Source organism: Amycolatopsis sp. NPDC047767, from assembly GCF_040704195.1.
Taxonomy (GTDB): domain Bacteria; phylum Actinomycetota; class Actinomycetes; order Mycobacteriales; family Pseudonocardiaceae; genus Amycolatopsis.
Genome location: NZ_JBEYSJ010000014.1, coordinates 1 through 13,331 on the forward strand (window position 1 = coordinate 1; position 13,331 = coordinate 13,331).

Annotated in this window: 15 protein-coding genes; 6 read left to right on the forward strand and 9 right to left on the reverse strand. The window is 70.8% G+C overall.

The genetic code is table 11. From position 1 onward, the window contains the following. The 5 genes from cysD to AB0878_RS24425 form a co-directional block, all read right to left on the reverse strand. Positions 1 to 587: sulfate adenylyltransferase subunit CysD (cysD, locus tag AB0878_RS24405; RefSeq protein WP_366582553.1), on the reverse strand; the 587-nt coding region annotated here is incomplete at its 3' end. A 20-nt stretch (positions 588 to 607) separates the two neighbouring features. Further along, positions 608 to 1,303, reverse strand: a complete 696-nt coding sequence (locus AB0878_RS24410; RefSeq protein ID WP_366582554.1) for a phosphoadenylyl-sulfate reductase — start codon at positions 1,301 to 1,303, stop codon at positions 608 to 610. Then, complete coding sequence (locus AB0878_RS24415; RefSeq protein WP_354874043.1) at positions 1,300 to 1,458, reverse strand: Insertion element protein; 159 nt, start codon at positions 1,456 to 1,458, stop codon at positions 1,300 to 1,302. The genes AB0878_RS24410 and AB0878_RS24415 overlap by 4 nt, the downstream gene beginning before the upstream one ends. After that, positions 1,455 to 3,146 (reverse strand): nitrite/sulfite reductase, encoded by a 1,692-nt coding sequence (locus AB0878_RS24420; protein ID WP_366582555.1) that lies wholly within the window; start codon positions 3,144 to 3,146, stop codon positions 1,455 to 1,457. Before AB0878_RS24420 ends, AB0878_RS24415 begins: the two co-directional genes overlap by 4 nt. Before the next feature lie 126 nt (positions 3,147 to 3,272). Beyond that, positions 3,273 to 3,359, reverse strand: coding sequence for a putative leader peptide (locus AB0878_RS24425; protein WP_354874210.1), 87 nt, complete (start codon positions 3,357 to 3,359; stop codon positions 3,273 to 3,275). Between the two features lie 269 nt (positions 3,360 to 3,628). Here AB0878_RS24425 and hemW point away from each other — a divergent pair, with 269 nt between their 5' ends. Together hemW and AB0878_RS24435 are read left to right on the forward strand one after the other, a co-directional pair. Then, positions 3,629 to 4,837 (forward strand): radical SAM family heme chaperone HemW, encoded by a 1,209-nt coding sequence (gene hemW, locus AB0878_RS24430; protein ID WP_366582556.1) that lies wholly within the window; start codon positions 3,629 to 3,631, stop codon positions 4,835 to 4,837. Positions 4,838 to 4,909: 72 nt separating this feature from the next. Next, positions 4,910 to 5,830: an NADP-dependent oxidoreductase gene (locus AB0878_RS24435; protein WP_366582557.1), complete on the forward strand. Its 921-nt coding sequence runs from the start codon at positions 4,910 to 4,912 to the stop codon at positions 5,828 to 5,830. Here the strand turns inward: AB0878_RS24435 and AB0878_RS24440 are convergent. Continuing rightward, the gene (locus AB0878_RS24440; protein ID WP_366582558.1) at positions 5,820 to 6,527 is read right to left on the reverse strand and encodes a TetR/AcrR family transcriptional regulator; all 708 of its coding nucleotides are present in this window, start codon (positions 6,525 to 6,527) and stop codon (positions 5,820 to 5,822) included. The genes AB0878_RS24435 and AB0878_RS24440 overlap by 11 nt on opposite strands. A gap of 96 nt (positions 6,528 to 6,623) precedes the next feature. On the opposite strand from AB0878_RS24440, the gene AB0878_RS24445 reads away from it, so the two are divergent. The 4 genes from AB0878_RS24445 (at position 6,624) to AB0878_RS24460 (ending at position 10,396) form a co-directional block, all read left to right on the forward strand. Further along, on the forward strand, positions 6,624 to 7,031 hold the full coding sequence (locus AB0878_RS24445) for an SgcJ/EcaC family oxidoreductase (RefSeq protein ID WP_366582559.1): 408 nt from the start codon (positions 6,624 to 6,626) through the stop codon (positions 7,029 to 7,031). Between the two features lie 37 nt (positions 7,032 to 7,068). Next, positions 7,069 to 8,268, forward strand: a complete 1,200-nt coding sequence (locus AB0878_RS24450) for an amidohydrolase family protein (protein ID WP_366582560.1) — start codon at positions 7,069 to 7,071, stop codon at positions 8,266 to 8,268. An 81-nt stretch (positions 8,269 to 8,349) separates the two neighbouring features. Next, positions 8,350 to 9,165: a siderophore-interacting protein gene (locus AB0878_RS24455; protein WP_366582561.1), complete on the forward strand. Its 816-nt coding sequence runs from the start codon at positions 8,350 to 8,352 to the stop codon at positions 9,163 to 9,165. A 10-nt stretch (positions 9,166 to 9,175) separates the two neighbouring features. Continuing rightward, entirely contained in the window at positions 9,176 to 10,396 is a 1,221-nt protein-coding gene (locus tag AB0878_RS24460) for a serine hydrolase domain-containing protein (protein ID WP_366582562.1), read from the forward strand. Between the two features lie 44 nt (positions 10,397 to 10,440). On the opposite strand, the gene AB0878_RS24465 is transcribed toward AB0878_RS24460, so the two are convergent. The 3 genes from AB0878_RS24465 to AB0878_RS24475 form a co-directional block, all read right to left on the reverse strand. Then, positions 10,441 to 11,664, reverse strand: coding sequence for a glycoside hydrolase family 71/99-like protein (locus AB0878_RS24465; protein WP_366582563.1), 1,224 nt, complete (start codon positions 11,662 to 11,664; stop codon positions 10,441 to 10,443). 113 nt (positions 11,665 to 11,777) lie between these two features. Beyond that, positions 11,778 to 12,293 carry a pyridoxamine 5'-phosphate oxidase family protein gene (locus AB0878_RS24470; protein ID WP_366582564.1) on the reverse strand — a complete coding sequence of 172 codons (516 nt, stop codon included), beginning with the start codon at positions 12,291 to 12,293 and terminating at the stop codon, positions 11,778 to 11,780. Between the two features lie 39 nt (positions 12,294 to 12,332). Beyond that, complete coding sequence (locus tag AB0878_RS24475; protein WP_366582565.1) at positions 12,333 to 13,331, reverse strand: TIGR03842 family LLM class F420-dependent oxidoreductase; 999 nt, start codon at positions 13,329 to 13,331, stop codon at positions 12,333 to 12,335.

A 13,331-nucleotide genomic window follows, 5' to 3' on the forward strand; every position in this document is an offset into this window, starting at 1 on the left:
TTCCACACGTCCGCTTCGGTCCAGTTCGACAACGGGAACACCCGCACCTGCTCGCCCGGACGGTGACGGCCGTTGTAGAGGTTCCACAGCTCCGGCCGCTGCCGCCGCGGCTCCCACTGCCCGAACGAGTTGCGCAGGCTGAAGATGCGTTCCTTGGCCCGCGCCCGTTCCTCGTCGCGGCGGCCGCCGCCGAACACCGCGTCGAACTTGTTCTCCGCGATCGTGTCCAGCAACGGCGTGGTCTGCAGCGGGTTGCGCAGGCCGTCGGCGCGCTCTTCCAGACGGCCGTCGTCGATCCAGTCCTGCACCTTCGCCACCACCAGCCGCAGCCCGTATCTCTCGACGACGCGGTCGCGGAACTCGATGACCTCGTCGAAGTTGTGCCCGGTATCCACGTGCAGCAACGGAAACGGCACCGGCGCGGGCCAGAAGGCTTTGATCGCCAGGTGCAGCAGCAGCGTCGAGTCCTTGCCGCCGGAAAAGAGGATCACGGGCCGGTCGAACTCACCCGCCACCTCGCGGAAAATGTGGATGGCTTCGGATTCCAGCGCGACCAGGTTGTCGACCGCGGGTTCCAGAGTGGTCATCGGTCCCTCTGTGTTCGCCATCAGCCGTGCAGTCCGCACTCGGTCTTCGACTGGCCGGCCCAGCGGCCGCTGCGCGGGTCCTGCCCGGCCTCGACCTTCGCCGTGCACGGCGCGCAGCCGATGGACAGATAACCCACTGACACCAACGGGTTCTCGAGCACGCCGTGGTCGCGGATGTAGCCGTTGAACTCGTCGTCGGTCCACGCGGCGAGCGGGTTGACCTTCACGAGGCCGTTGCGCTCGTCCCAGGTGACGATCGGGGTGTTCGCGCGGGTCGGCGCGTCCACGCGGCGCACGCCGGTGACCCACGCCGAGTACTTCGCCAGCGTGTCGCGCAGCGGCACCACCTTGCGCAGGAAGCAGCACTGGTTGGGGTCCCGGGCGAACAGGTCCTTGCCGTACTCGGCGTCCTGCTCGGCCACGCTCTGCGCGGCCTGCGCGTTGACGATCGTCACGTCGGGGTACACCGTCTGCACGGCGTCGCGCGTGCCGATCGTCTCCGGGAAGTGGTAACCGGTCTCGAGGAACAAAACGTCCACATCGGACTTGACCTGGGTCGCCAGGTCGATGAGCACGGCGTCCTGCATGTTCGACGCGACGATGAAGTCGTCGCCGAACTGCTCGACCGTCCAGCGCAGTGCTTCCTCCGCCGTGGCCTGGGCCAGCTCTTTCTCCGCGCGTTCGGCCAGGGTCCGGTAGTCAGCTGTGGCCGTCATCCGAGCGTCTCCTCCGGTAGGGACAGTCCGTGGAACTTCACCGAGAACCCGCGCCGGCAGGCGCCGCAGAGCCAGCCGCCGTCTTCGGCGGGGCGCAGGTCCTCGTCACCGCAGAACGGGCAATAGTAGGGCACCGCTCGTTCTGTCGAGGTCACTGCAGCAGGCTTTCGTCGGCCCGCCCGACCCACTGCGCGAAGCGCTCGCCGGGCTCGCGGCCCTCGAGGTAGGCGCGGACCACGCGCTCGACGTAGTCGACCAGCTCGTCGGCGACGACCTTGTGCCCGCGCAGCTTGCGGCCGAACCCGGCGTCGAGGCCGAGCCCGCCGCCGAGGTGCACCTGGAACCCCTCGACCTGGCGGCCCTCGGCGTCGGTGACGATCTGGCCCTTGAGCCCGATGTCGGCGGTCTGGATGCGGGCGCACGAGTTGGGGCAGCCGTTGAGGTGCACGCTGACCGGGTTCTCCAGGTCGCCCTGCACGTCGGCGAGCCGCTTCTCGAGGTCGGTGACCAGCGCCTGGGCGCGGGCCTTAGTCTCGACGATCGCGAGCTTGCAGAACTCCAGCCCGGTGCACGCCATCACGCTGCGCCGCCACGGCGAGGGCTTGGTGTGCAGGCCCAGCTCGGCGAGCTCCGTCTCCAGGCCCGGCACCTCGGACTCGGGCACGTCGAGGACCACGAGCTTCTGCTGCGGCGTCAGGCGCACCCGCCCGGAGCCCGCGCGTTCGGCGGCCTTGGCCACGGCCAGCAGCGTCTCGCCGTTCACTCGGCCGGCGACGGGCGCGGCACCGACGTAGAACTTGCCGTCGACCTGCCGGTGCACGCCGACGTGGTCGATCGGGGCGGGCGGCACGTCCGGCGCGGGGCCGTCGAGCAGCGGGCGCTTGAGGTACTTCTCCTCCAGCACCTCGCGGAACTTCGCGGCGCCCCAGTCCTTCACCAGGAACTTGATGCGGGCGCGCGAGCGCAGGCGGCGGTAGCCGTAGTCGCGGAAGACGCTGATCACGCCTTCCCACACGTCCGGCACCTCGTCGCGCGGCACCCAGGCGCCGAGGCGCTGGCCGATCATCGGGTTGGTCGAGAGGCCGCCGCCGACCCAGACGTCGAAGCCCGGGCCGTGCTCGGGGTGGTTCACGCCGACGAACGCGACATCGTGGATCTCGTGCGCCACGTCCTGCTGGCCCGACACCGCGGTCTTGAACTTGCGCGGCAGGTTCGCGTACTGCGGGTCGCCGATGTAGCGGCGCTTGATCTCCTCGATGGCGGGTGTGCCGTCGATGATCTCGTCGGCCGCGATCCCGGCGACGGGCGAGCCCAGGATCACGCGGGGGCTGTCGCCGCACGCCTCCATGGTGGTCATGCCCGCGTTCTCGAGCTTCTGCCAGATCGTGGGCACGTCCTCGATCCGGATCCAGTGGTACTGGATGTTCTGCCGGTCGGTGATGTCCGCGGTGCCGCGCGCGTGCGTCTGGGAGATCTCCGCCAGCACGGCCAGCTGCTGCGTGGTGAGCATGCCGCCGTCGAGGCGCACGCGCATCATGAAGTAGCGGGCGTCCAGCTCCTCGGGCTCGAGCGTGGCCGTGCGGCCGCCGTCGATGCCTTCCTTGCGCTGGGTGTAGAGGCCGAACCAGCGGAACCGGCCGCGCAGGTCACCGGGGTCGATCGAGTCGAAGCCGCCGTGGGCGTAGATGTTCTCGATGCGCGCGCGGGCGTTGAGCGGGTTGTCGTCCTTCTTCGACCGCTCGTTGGGGTTCAGCGGCTCTCGGTAGCCGAGCGCCCACTGTCCCTCGCCGCGCTTCTGCCGCGGCCGGCTCTTCGCGGGGGTTTCACGCGTGGGTGAGGCCATGAGGAGTCCTCCGGTTAGTGGCTCCGGACGCCGCTGAGGTCGTGCCGCTTCGAGGCGGGCGACGGGGATCGCGGCGGGTCCGGCGCCGGCGGTCCAGATGTGGTGGGCTGGGTCGGGCGTCGGGAGTCAGCGGGCAGGCCGGCAGAGCGCGCTCGCGACCCGCAGAAGGTCGACGTGGCGGCGCGCCACGAGAAGGACACCGGCAGGACTCACCGGCCCAGATAACCACGCGTTCAGAACGTGGTTCAAACGCGTCCGGATGGTGGGAGGGCCTGCGCACGGGGCTTGCGCGCGGGCCCGGACTGTGGGTGATCGGGCTCGCTGCCTGCGGTTTTGCCGCCGAACGGGGGTCGCCCGGAAGGCCGCTCGGGAGGGGTTCCGGCCGGCTCGGGTGACGCGGAGGTTCGTTCGGCGGCCGAACTTCCGCCCGGGTGGAGCAGGGCCCGGGTCGCGCCGGGGCGGTGCGAGGGACAATGGACGTCGTGCCTGACGTAGCCGAGCTGCCTGCCGAGACCGGATTGCCCGAAAGTGCCCTGGAGGGGCTCGGGCGACGGCCGTTCGGCGTCTACGTGCACGTGCCGTTCTGCGCCACGCGCTGCGGGTACTGCGACTTCAACACCTACACCGCCGGTGAACTGGGCTCTGCCGCGTCGCCGAGGTCGTGGCTCGACGGGCTGCGCCGCGAGCTGGAGCTGGCCGCGCGGGTGCTCGGGGAGCCGCCGGCGACCGACACGGTGTTCGTGGGCGGGGGCACGCCGTCGTTGCTGGGCGCGGACGGGCTGGCGGAGGTGCTCGAGGTCGTGCGCGACGCGTTCGGGCTGGCGCCGGGCGCCGAGGTCACGACCGAGTCCAACCCCGAGTCGACGTCGCCGGAGTTCTTCGAACGGATCCGGGCGGCCGGGTACACGCGGGTGTCGCTGGGGATGCAGTCGGCCGCGCGGCACGTGCTGCAGGTGCTCGACCGCGTGCACACGCCCGGCCGGCCCGTGGACGCCGCGCGCGAGGCGCGGGCCGCCGGGTTCGAGCACGTGAACCTCGACGTGATCTACGGCACGCCCGGCGAGCGCCCGGAGGACCTGCGGGCCTCGCTCGACGCCGTGCTGTCCGCGGGTGTCGACCACGTGTCGGCGTACGCGCTGATCGTGGAGGAGGGCACCGCGCTCGCCCGCCGCGTGCGCCGGGGCGAGCTGCCCGCGCCCGACGACGACGTGCTGGCCACCGACTACGAGATGATCGACTCCGTGCTCTCGGCCGCCGGCCTGCGGTGGTACGAGGTGTCCAACTGGGCCTCCGGCGACGCGGCCCGCTGCCGGCACAACCTCGGCTACTGGCAGGGCGGCGACTGGTGGGGCGCGGGCCCCGGCGCGCACAGCCACGTGGGCGGCGTGCGCTGGTGGAACGTCAAGCACCCGGCCAAGTACGCGTCGCTGCTGGCGGAGGGGAACAGTCCCGAAGCCGGCCGTGAGCTGCTCACCGAAGAGGACCGGCACCTCGAACGCATCATGCTCGAACTCCGGGTCGCGGAAGGACTCGCGCTCGATGCGCTCGACGCCGCCGGAATCGCCGAAGCCCGCGCCGCTGCGGCGGAAGGACTCCTGGAACCGTCCCTTCTGGACAGTCGCGGCCGCGCCGTGCTCACGGACCGCGGGCGGCTGCTCGCCGACGGTGTGGTCCGTCGCCTGGCCGGCTGAATTTTCGCTCAGCGGGCATAAACCGGGCTGATGGTTCGTTGGTCGAAGTATCGACGAGCGAGGGAGTCGCGCATGCCGCAGGCGGTCAGGTACAGCGAACACGGCGGGATCGACGTCCTGGGAGTGGAAGAGGTCGCCCGTCCGGTGCCCGGTCCCGGCCAGGTGCTCGTGGAGGTCAGAGCCGCCGGGATCAACCCCGGTGAAGCCGCCATCCGCGAAGGCGTGTTCGCGCAGCAGTTCCCGTCGACGTTCCCGTCCGGGCAGGGCAGCGACCTCGCCGGCGTCGTCGCCGAGCTGGGTGCGGGCGTCGAGGAGATCCAGGTCGGTGACGAGGTCATCGGCTTCGTGCACACGCGCTCCAGCCAGGCCGAGTTCGTGCTGGTGGACGCCGAGAACCTGACGCCGAAGCCCAGCGGCGTGTCGTGGGAAGCGGCGGGTGGGCTGTTCGTCGCGGGCACCACCGCGTACGCCGCCGTGCGCGCGGTTCACCTGCACGACGGCGACACCCTCGTGGTGTCCGGTGCGGCCGGCGGTGTCGGCTCCCTGGTCGTGCAGCTGGCGAAGCTCACCGGTGCGACCGTGGTCGGGATCGCGAGCGAGGCCAACCACGCGTGGCTGGCGGAGCAGGACGTGCTCCCGGTGGCCTACGGCGAGGGTCTCGAAGAGCGCCTGCGCGAGGTCACCGGCGGCAAGGTCGACGCGTTCATCGACACCTACGGCGACGGGTACGTCGAGCTCGCGCTGCGCCTGGGTGTCTACACGGGACGGATCGACACCGTGATCGACTTCGCCGCCGCGCAGAAGTACAACGTGAAGACCGAGGGCAACATGGCCGCCGCGAGCGCCGAGGTCATGCGCGACCTCGCTGCGCTGGTGGACAAGGGCCTGCTCGAGGTGCCCGTCGCGGCCACCTACCCGCTGGCGCGGGTGCAGGACGCCTACCGCGAGCTGGAGCGGCGCCACACGCGCGGCAAGATCGTGCTCAAGCCCTGACGAGGCTCTGCAGTCCGCCCACGAACATCGCGAGGGCGAACTCGAAGCGGTCCTTGCTCGTCTCGCCGGTGAAGAACTGCCCCGACTGCAACAGGTTCGGGAACGCACCGGCAGGCAGGGACCGCATGTAGTCGGCCATCTGCCGTTCGCGTTCGGCGACTTCCGCCTCGTCGTAGTCGCCGAACGTCCAGCTGCTCGCCTCGAACGCGTACGCCTTGGCGTACAGGCTCAACGCGTCGCCCGCGAACACCGCCTGTTTCAGATCCAGGCCCCCGGCGCGCAGGATCGCGAGCATCGCCTCGCCCTGGCGCAGCGAGTTCGGCGTGACGGGCACCGGCGTGTTCCACGCGACCTTCGCGATGCCGGGGTAGGCCACCATCGCGCGGACCTGCTGGCGCACCTGCTCTTTCACCTGCTCGGCCCAGTTCCCGGGATCCGGCTCCGGCACCGGCACGTCGCCCAGGACCGCGTCGAGCATGAGCTCGTCGAGCTCCTCCTTGTTGGCCACGTGCGCGTAGAGCGACGCGGGCCCGGTCTCCAGCTGCTGGGCGATCCTTCGCATCGACACGGCCTCGAAGCCCTCGGCGGCGAGCAGGCCCAGCGCCGTCTTCACCACCAATTCCCGTGACAGCAACGGCTTTTCGGCGCGCCGGCGAGGGCTCGGGCCACGGCGCCACGGCGGGGGCGGGACGGTCATGGACAGCAGCCTAGACGAATCGGGCCTTGACTCGAACACCGTTCGCGGATAGAACGGTGTTCGTTACGACGAACGCCGTTCGACAAGGAGCTCACCATGACCGACCGGGAAGAAGTCCTCGCCGTGCTCAGCCGGCTCGCCGACGCCTGGAACAGCGGCGACGCCGCCGCGTACGCGAGTTTGTTCACCGAAGACGCCGATTACGTGACGTTCTTCGGGATGCGCCTGCCCGGCCGCGAGCTGATCGAGAGCTCGCACCGCGCGTTGTTCGAGGGTCCGCTGCGGGGTTCGAAGATCGGGGGACCCGGCGACGCGTCGGTGCGGTTCCCGGCCGAGGACGTCGCCGTCGTCGTCTCCGGCGGCGGTTCGGCGCTCGACGGGGGCGACGCCGTGGCTCAGGGGCGGGAGAGCACCTTGACGTTCGTGCTGGTCCGCTCGGGAACGGGCTGGCTGATCACGGCGTTCCAGAACACCCGGGTGAGCGATCCGCGCGCGGCGGCGTGATCCGATTCGGTCGGACCAGCGCGCTACGGTTCGTCCCGTGTTGATCCGTGATGTCCGCCCCTGGGGTGGCGAGCGCAGCGACGTGGAGCTGACCGGCGACCGGATCGCGGCGGTCCGCCCGCACGACCCGGCCCCGGTCGCCGACGCGATCGAGGGCCGGGGCCGGCTGCTGTTCCCGTCGTTCAGCGACGTCCACGTGCACCTGGACTCGACGCGGATCGGCTTGCCGTTCCGTCCCCACACCGGCGGCCCCGGCGTGTGGGCGATGATGACCAACGACCGTGAGAACTGGCGGTCGGCGGAGGTGCCGCTGCCGGAGCGGGTGGCGGGCACGCTGGAGCGGATGATCGCGCACGGCACCACGCGCGTCCGCAGCTACGCGCAGGTCGACGTCGACTGCGGGCTGGAGAAGCTCGACGCCGTGCTGGCCGCGAAGGACAAGTTCGCGGACCAGGCCGAGGTGCACGTGATGGCGTTCGCCCAGGCGGGCATCCTCCGGGAACCGGGCACGCTCGACGTCCTGGACGCGGCGCTGCGGTCCGGCGCGACGGTGATCGGCGGCATCGACCCGTGCACGGTGGACCGCGACCCGAAGGGCCACCTGGACGCGGTGTTCGGCCTGGCGGAGAAGCACCAGGTCGAGGTGGACATCCACCTGCACGAGCCGGGCCACCTCGGCCTGTTCTCGACGGACCTGGTGCTGGAGCGCGTCCGGGCGCTGGACCTGCGCGGCAAGGTGACGATGTCGCACGCGTACGACCTGGGCTCGATCTCCGAGTCGGTGAGCCGCCGGGTGATCGACGACTTCGCCGAGCTGGACGTCGCGATGACCACGGTGGCGCCGTCTTCCGCCGGGCAGCTTTCCTTGCTGGACCTCGTTTCCGCCGGCGTGCGGATCGGCCTGGGGGAGGACGGGCAGCGCGACTACTGGAGCCCGTACGGCAACTGCGACCTGCTGGACCGGACCTGGCAGCTCGCGTTCACGCGCGGGTTCCGCCGGGACGAGCACATCGAGCTGGCCCTGGCCGTGGCGACCATGGGCGGGGCCTCGATCATGAGCCACGACGTGCCCCGCCTGGCCGGGGTGCCGGACCGCCCGGGGCTCGGCGTGGGCGACCGGGCCGATCTCGTCCTCGTGGACGGGGAGACGCCCACGAGCGCGGTGATGGACCGCGGCCGGGACCGGACGGTCCTGCACGACGGGGTGGTGGTGGCCGACGGTCTCGCAGTCGTCTGACCAGTGCCGCTAGGCGGGACGGGGGAGGGGCGCGTACGGTGGACCCAGATTAGGTAAGCCTTAGTGAATGGGTGGTGTCCGATGGCCGATGCGCCGGCGCGCAAGGGGAACCCGGGCGTGCGCTTGTCGGTTCTGCGCAAGGAGAACCTGACCCCGCACATGATCCGGATCGTGGCCGGGGGCGAAGGCCTGCGCGATTTCCAGCCCAACGCGTTCACCGACGCGTACGTGAAGGTGATCTTCAAGGTGCCGGGCGTCGAGTACCCGGAGCCGTTCGACCTGCAGCGCATCCGCGCGGAGTTCCCGCGGGAGCAGTGCCCGCGGATGCGTTCGTACACCGTGCGGTCCTACGACGAAGCGGCCGGCGAGCTCGTGCTCGACTTCGTGGTGCACGGCGACCAAGGGCTGGCCGGCCCGTGGGCGATGCGGGCGCAGCCGGGCGACGAGCTGCTGCTCGCGGGCCCCGGTGGGGTCTACGCGCCGCGCGCCGACGCGGGCTGGCACCTGCTCGTGGGCGACGAGGCCGCGTTGCCGGCCATCGCCGCGTCGCTGGAGGTCATGCCGGCCGGCGCTCGCGCGCACGTGTTCCTGCTCGTGTCCGACGCTTCGGAGGAACAGCCGCTGGTGACGAAGGCCGACGCGCAGATCACGTGGCTGCACCGGTCGGCTGGTGCAGACCTCGCGGCCGAGGTGAAGGCGCTGCCGTGGCCGGGTGAGGACGTGCACGCGTTCGTCCACGGCGAGGCCGGCTTCGTGCGCGAGCTGCGGCGGTACCTGTTCGCCGAGCGCGGCGTGGCGAAGGAGTCGGTGTCGATCTCCGGCTACTGGCGCGAAGGCAAGAACGACGAGGCGTGGCGCGAGGAGAAGGCGGCCGAGCGGGCGCGCGAAAGGGCGTAATGTCGCCGGCATGAACGTGGAGACCGACCCGTCTTCGGCGGGGTTCGACGCTGACCGTCTGAAGCGGATCGACCGGCATTTCGACGCCTATGTGGACGACGGGCGGCTGCCCGGTTACCTCGCGGTGGTGAGCAGGCACGGACGCGTCGTCCACGTCGCTTCCCACGGAAAGCGGGACGTCGAGTCGGGCGCCCCCGTGGACCACGACACCATCTGGCGCATCTTCTCGATGACCAAGCCGATCACCTCGGTGGCGGCGATGACCTTCGTCGAAGAGGGCGTGATCGACCTCAACGACCCGATTTCCCGCTGGCTGCCCGAATTCGCGGCGCCGCAGGTGTACGTGAAGGGCTCGGCGCTGAGCCCGATGACGGTGCCCGCGACCGAGCCCATTCGCCTGTGGCACCTGCTCACCCACACCAGCGGCCTCACCTACGGCTTCCACCACACGCATCCCGTCGACACGATCTACCGCGCCGCGGGCTTCGAGTGGGGCACCCCGCCGGGTCTGGACCTCGCCGCCTGCACCCGCGCGCTGGCCGAGCTCCCGCTGGTCTTCCAGCCCGGCAGCGAGTGGAACTACTCGGTGTCCACCGACGTCCTCGGCCGGCTCGTGGAGGTCCTCGCGGGCAAGCCCCTGGACGAAGTCTTCGCGGAGCGGATCTTCGGGCCCCTGGGCATGACGGACACCGGCTTCTCCACGAAGGACACGGACCGCCTCGCGGCCCTGTACGTCGCGCATCCGCGGACCAAGCTGCCCACCCGCAACGAGGCTTTCGGCTCCATCGGCGTCGCGCGGCCCGACTCGTTCTCGGGCGGCGGCGGGCTGGTCTCGACCGCGGCCGACTACCACCGCTTCACGCAGATGCTGCTGCGCGGCGGTTCGCTGGACGGCGCCCGGATCCTGGGCCCGCGCACGGTCGACCTCATGGCGAGCAACCACCTGCCGGGCCACGTGGACCTGGAGGCCTTCGGGCGGCCGCTGTTCGCGGAGATGCCCTTCGACGGCTTCGGCTTCGGCCTGGGCTTCTCCGTGCTGGAAGACCCGGTCAAGGCCAAAACCCTCTCCAGCCCCGGCGAATACGCCTGGGGCGGCGCCGCTTCGACGGCCTTCTGGGTGGACCCGGTGGAGGACCTGACGGTGGCGTTCTACACGCAGCTGCTCCCGTCGAGCACCCATCCCATCCGGCAGCAGCTGCGGCAGCTGGTTTACCAAGCGATCGTCGACTGAGCCTGTCGGGCGGTGCGCCGTTCGGGCGCACCGCCTGCTTCGGCTCAGCCCGCCGGTGACGTCGGCCGGTTCGAGGTCAGCCCGATCTCTCCGCGCAGCATGCGGCCGCCGTCGCCGGTGAGGCGCAGGTAGTAGTCCGAGGTGCAGTGGGTGCCGTCTTCGTCGAGAGCCCAGAGGCCGGAGCCGGCCGGGATCATGGACGCGTCTTCGGCGGTTTTGGCGATCTGGTTGCCCTCGTTGTACTCGTCGAACATCGAGATGTAGATGCCCTGGGCGCCGGCGCGGATCATGTTGTAGAACTGGCGCCACATGAAGTCGCCGTGGGCGCGTTGGCGGGCCTGGGTGTCGCCGGGCAGGACGCAGGGCTGGTAGTCGATGCCGTGCGCGGTGCAGTCGGCCTGGTCGCCGACGGTGATGGTGGTGTAGACGTTGTCGGAGTCGCCCGCGTTGCCGATCGCGCCGACCATCCAGGGCGAGAGCGCGTCGAAGGCGTGGTACACGTCGGAAAACCCGGTGCGGGTCCCGGATCCGCCGACGCGCCATTCGCGCGGCACGCCGCCGATCACGTAGCAGCCCTGGCCTTTGAACCAGTTCACCACGTCGAGGCACGTGCCGGCGTCCCACGGGTGGTTGTCGTCGTTGAACCCGAAGCCCCAGACGCAGACGACGGGCTTGCCGTTCTGCCGGGCGTACGCGCTCGATGCCGTGTGCGCCGCCATCTTCGCCGTCCAGTCGGCCTTGATCTCCTGCTGCATCGAGGCCCAGCCGCTGACGTCGTACATGACGTAGAACTTCCGGCCGTACGCCTCGGCCGCAGTGCGCACCTTCTGCGCCAGGGCATCCCGCGTCGGTCCCTCACCGCCGGTCGGGTTGAAGCGCTGCAGGGCCGCGGTGTCGATGCCGTACTGGCGCAGCCACGAAAAATGCGTGTCCACGGTCTGCTGGTCGTAGGAGGAGAACAGGCTCGCCGGCCGCCCGTCGCCCAGGTTCGCGTAGGCGCTCGGGTACGTCCGCTGGTAGTCGCGTACGTCGGGCCACGACTTGATCCCCGTGTTCGACGGTGACGGCGCCTGGCCCCAGTTTTGGCTCCAGTGCCACCAGCCGTTGATCGGTGCGCCGTCGCCGGCGCAGGCGAACCAGCCCTGGTAGCCGACGGTGATCTTGCCGACCACGTCACCGGGCGGGCTCGCGGCCGCCACCCCGGCCACCGAAGGCCACGCGGCAGCCGCGGCGGCGAGCGAAAAGAAGGTACGACGGGACACGCCCATGGGGAAGCTCCTCGATGCGCGGGACAGGAGGTGGCGGCCTGGGGCGAGAATACGAATCTTTCACGCGTTTGTATAGCGGGCAGAGACTTTCTGTCGGCTTGCCGCAAGCCGGGTCACGCGGCGAAATCCCACCGTGTCGCGCCGTGGGGTTCGGCCGTGGCGACGCCCACGGCGGTGTGCAGGGTCAGCGCGTAGACGTGCCACGGCGCCGGACCGGCGCTGGGGGCGCTGTAGGGAGCGGTGAAGGCGTCGCCGGCCACGGCCGCGGGCCAGCCGCCCGAGCGGTACACGGCGGCGAGGCGGTCCAGGACAGCGGAATCCGTGACGCGGGCGGCGGTGCCCTCCAACGTCAGGTCCAGGCCGGACAGTCGCACGCCGATGCTGCACCACGGGTTCGCCGCGAGCAGGCGCGACTTCAGGGCGCCCGGCCCGCTGGTGAAGTACAGCGCGTCGGAGTCCCACACCGCGCCCACGCCGGCCGTGTGCGGGCGGCCGTCGGCGCGCACAGTGGTGAGGAAAAACGTCAGGTCTGCGGTCGGCGAGGGACTGAGGGCGTCACGGGCGCGGCTCCAGGGGAGCTCGGCGTGGTCGTAGATGTCCAGGTTCCGGGTGCGAGTGGATTCAGTCATGCCAACGCGTCGAACGGCGGCACCGGGAATCGACAAGCTCTACGCGGTGAGTTTGCCGACGATCTGCCCGCCGTACGCGGCCAGCGTCTGCTCGCGTTCGTCGTGCATCAGGTACAGCGCGAACTGGTTCACACCCAGCTCCGCGAGCTCCTGCAGGCGCGCGATGTGCGCGGGGGCGGGCCCGAGCAGGCAGAACCGGTCGACGATCTCGTCCGGCACGAAGTCGGTGGACGGGTTTCCGGCGCGGCCGTGGTGGCTGTAGTCGTAGCCGGTGCGGGCGCGGATGTAGTCGGTGAGCTCGTGCGGCACCGGGCCGGAGTCGCCGTAGCGCGCGACGAGGTCCGCCACGTGGTTGCCGACCATGCCGCCGAACCAGCGCAGCTGCTCGCGCTGGTGGGCGAGGTCTTCGCCGACGTACGCGGGCGCCGCCACGCAGATCGTGATGCCACCCGGGTCGCGGCCCGCGGCGCGCGCGGCCTCGCGCACCGCGCCGATCGTCCAGCGCGCGATGGCCGGGTCGGCGCACTGCAGGATGAAGCCGTCGGCGTGCTCGCCCACGGTCTTCAGCGCCTTCGGCCCGTACCCGGCCATCCACATCTCCAGCCGCCCGTTGCGCACCCAGGGGATGCGCACGGCCGTGTCGTTCATCGTGACCTCGCGCCCCTCGGCGAGGTCACGCACCACCTGCATGCAGTCGCGCACCGTGGCCAAAGTGGACGGTGGGTTCCCGACGACCCGGTGCGCCGAGTCGCCGCGCCCGATGCCGCACACCGTGCGGTTGCCGTACATGTCGTTGAGCGTGGCGAAGGTCGACGCCATCACCGACCAGTCGCGCGTGGCCGGCGAGGTGACCATCGGCCCCACCACCAGCGACGACGTCTCCGCCAGGATCCGCGAGTAGATCACGAACGGTTCCTGCCACAGCACGGCCGAGTCGAACGTCCAGCCGTACCGGAACCCCTGGTCCTCGGCGGCCTTCATCAGCCGCACGACGTCCGACGCCGGCGGGTCCGTCTGCAGCACGATCCCGAAATCCAC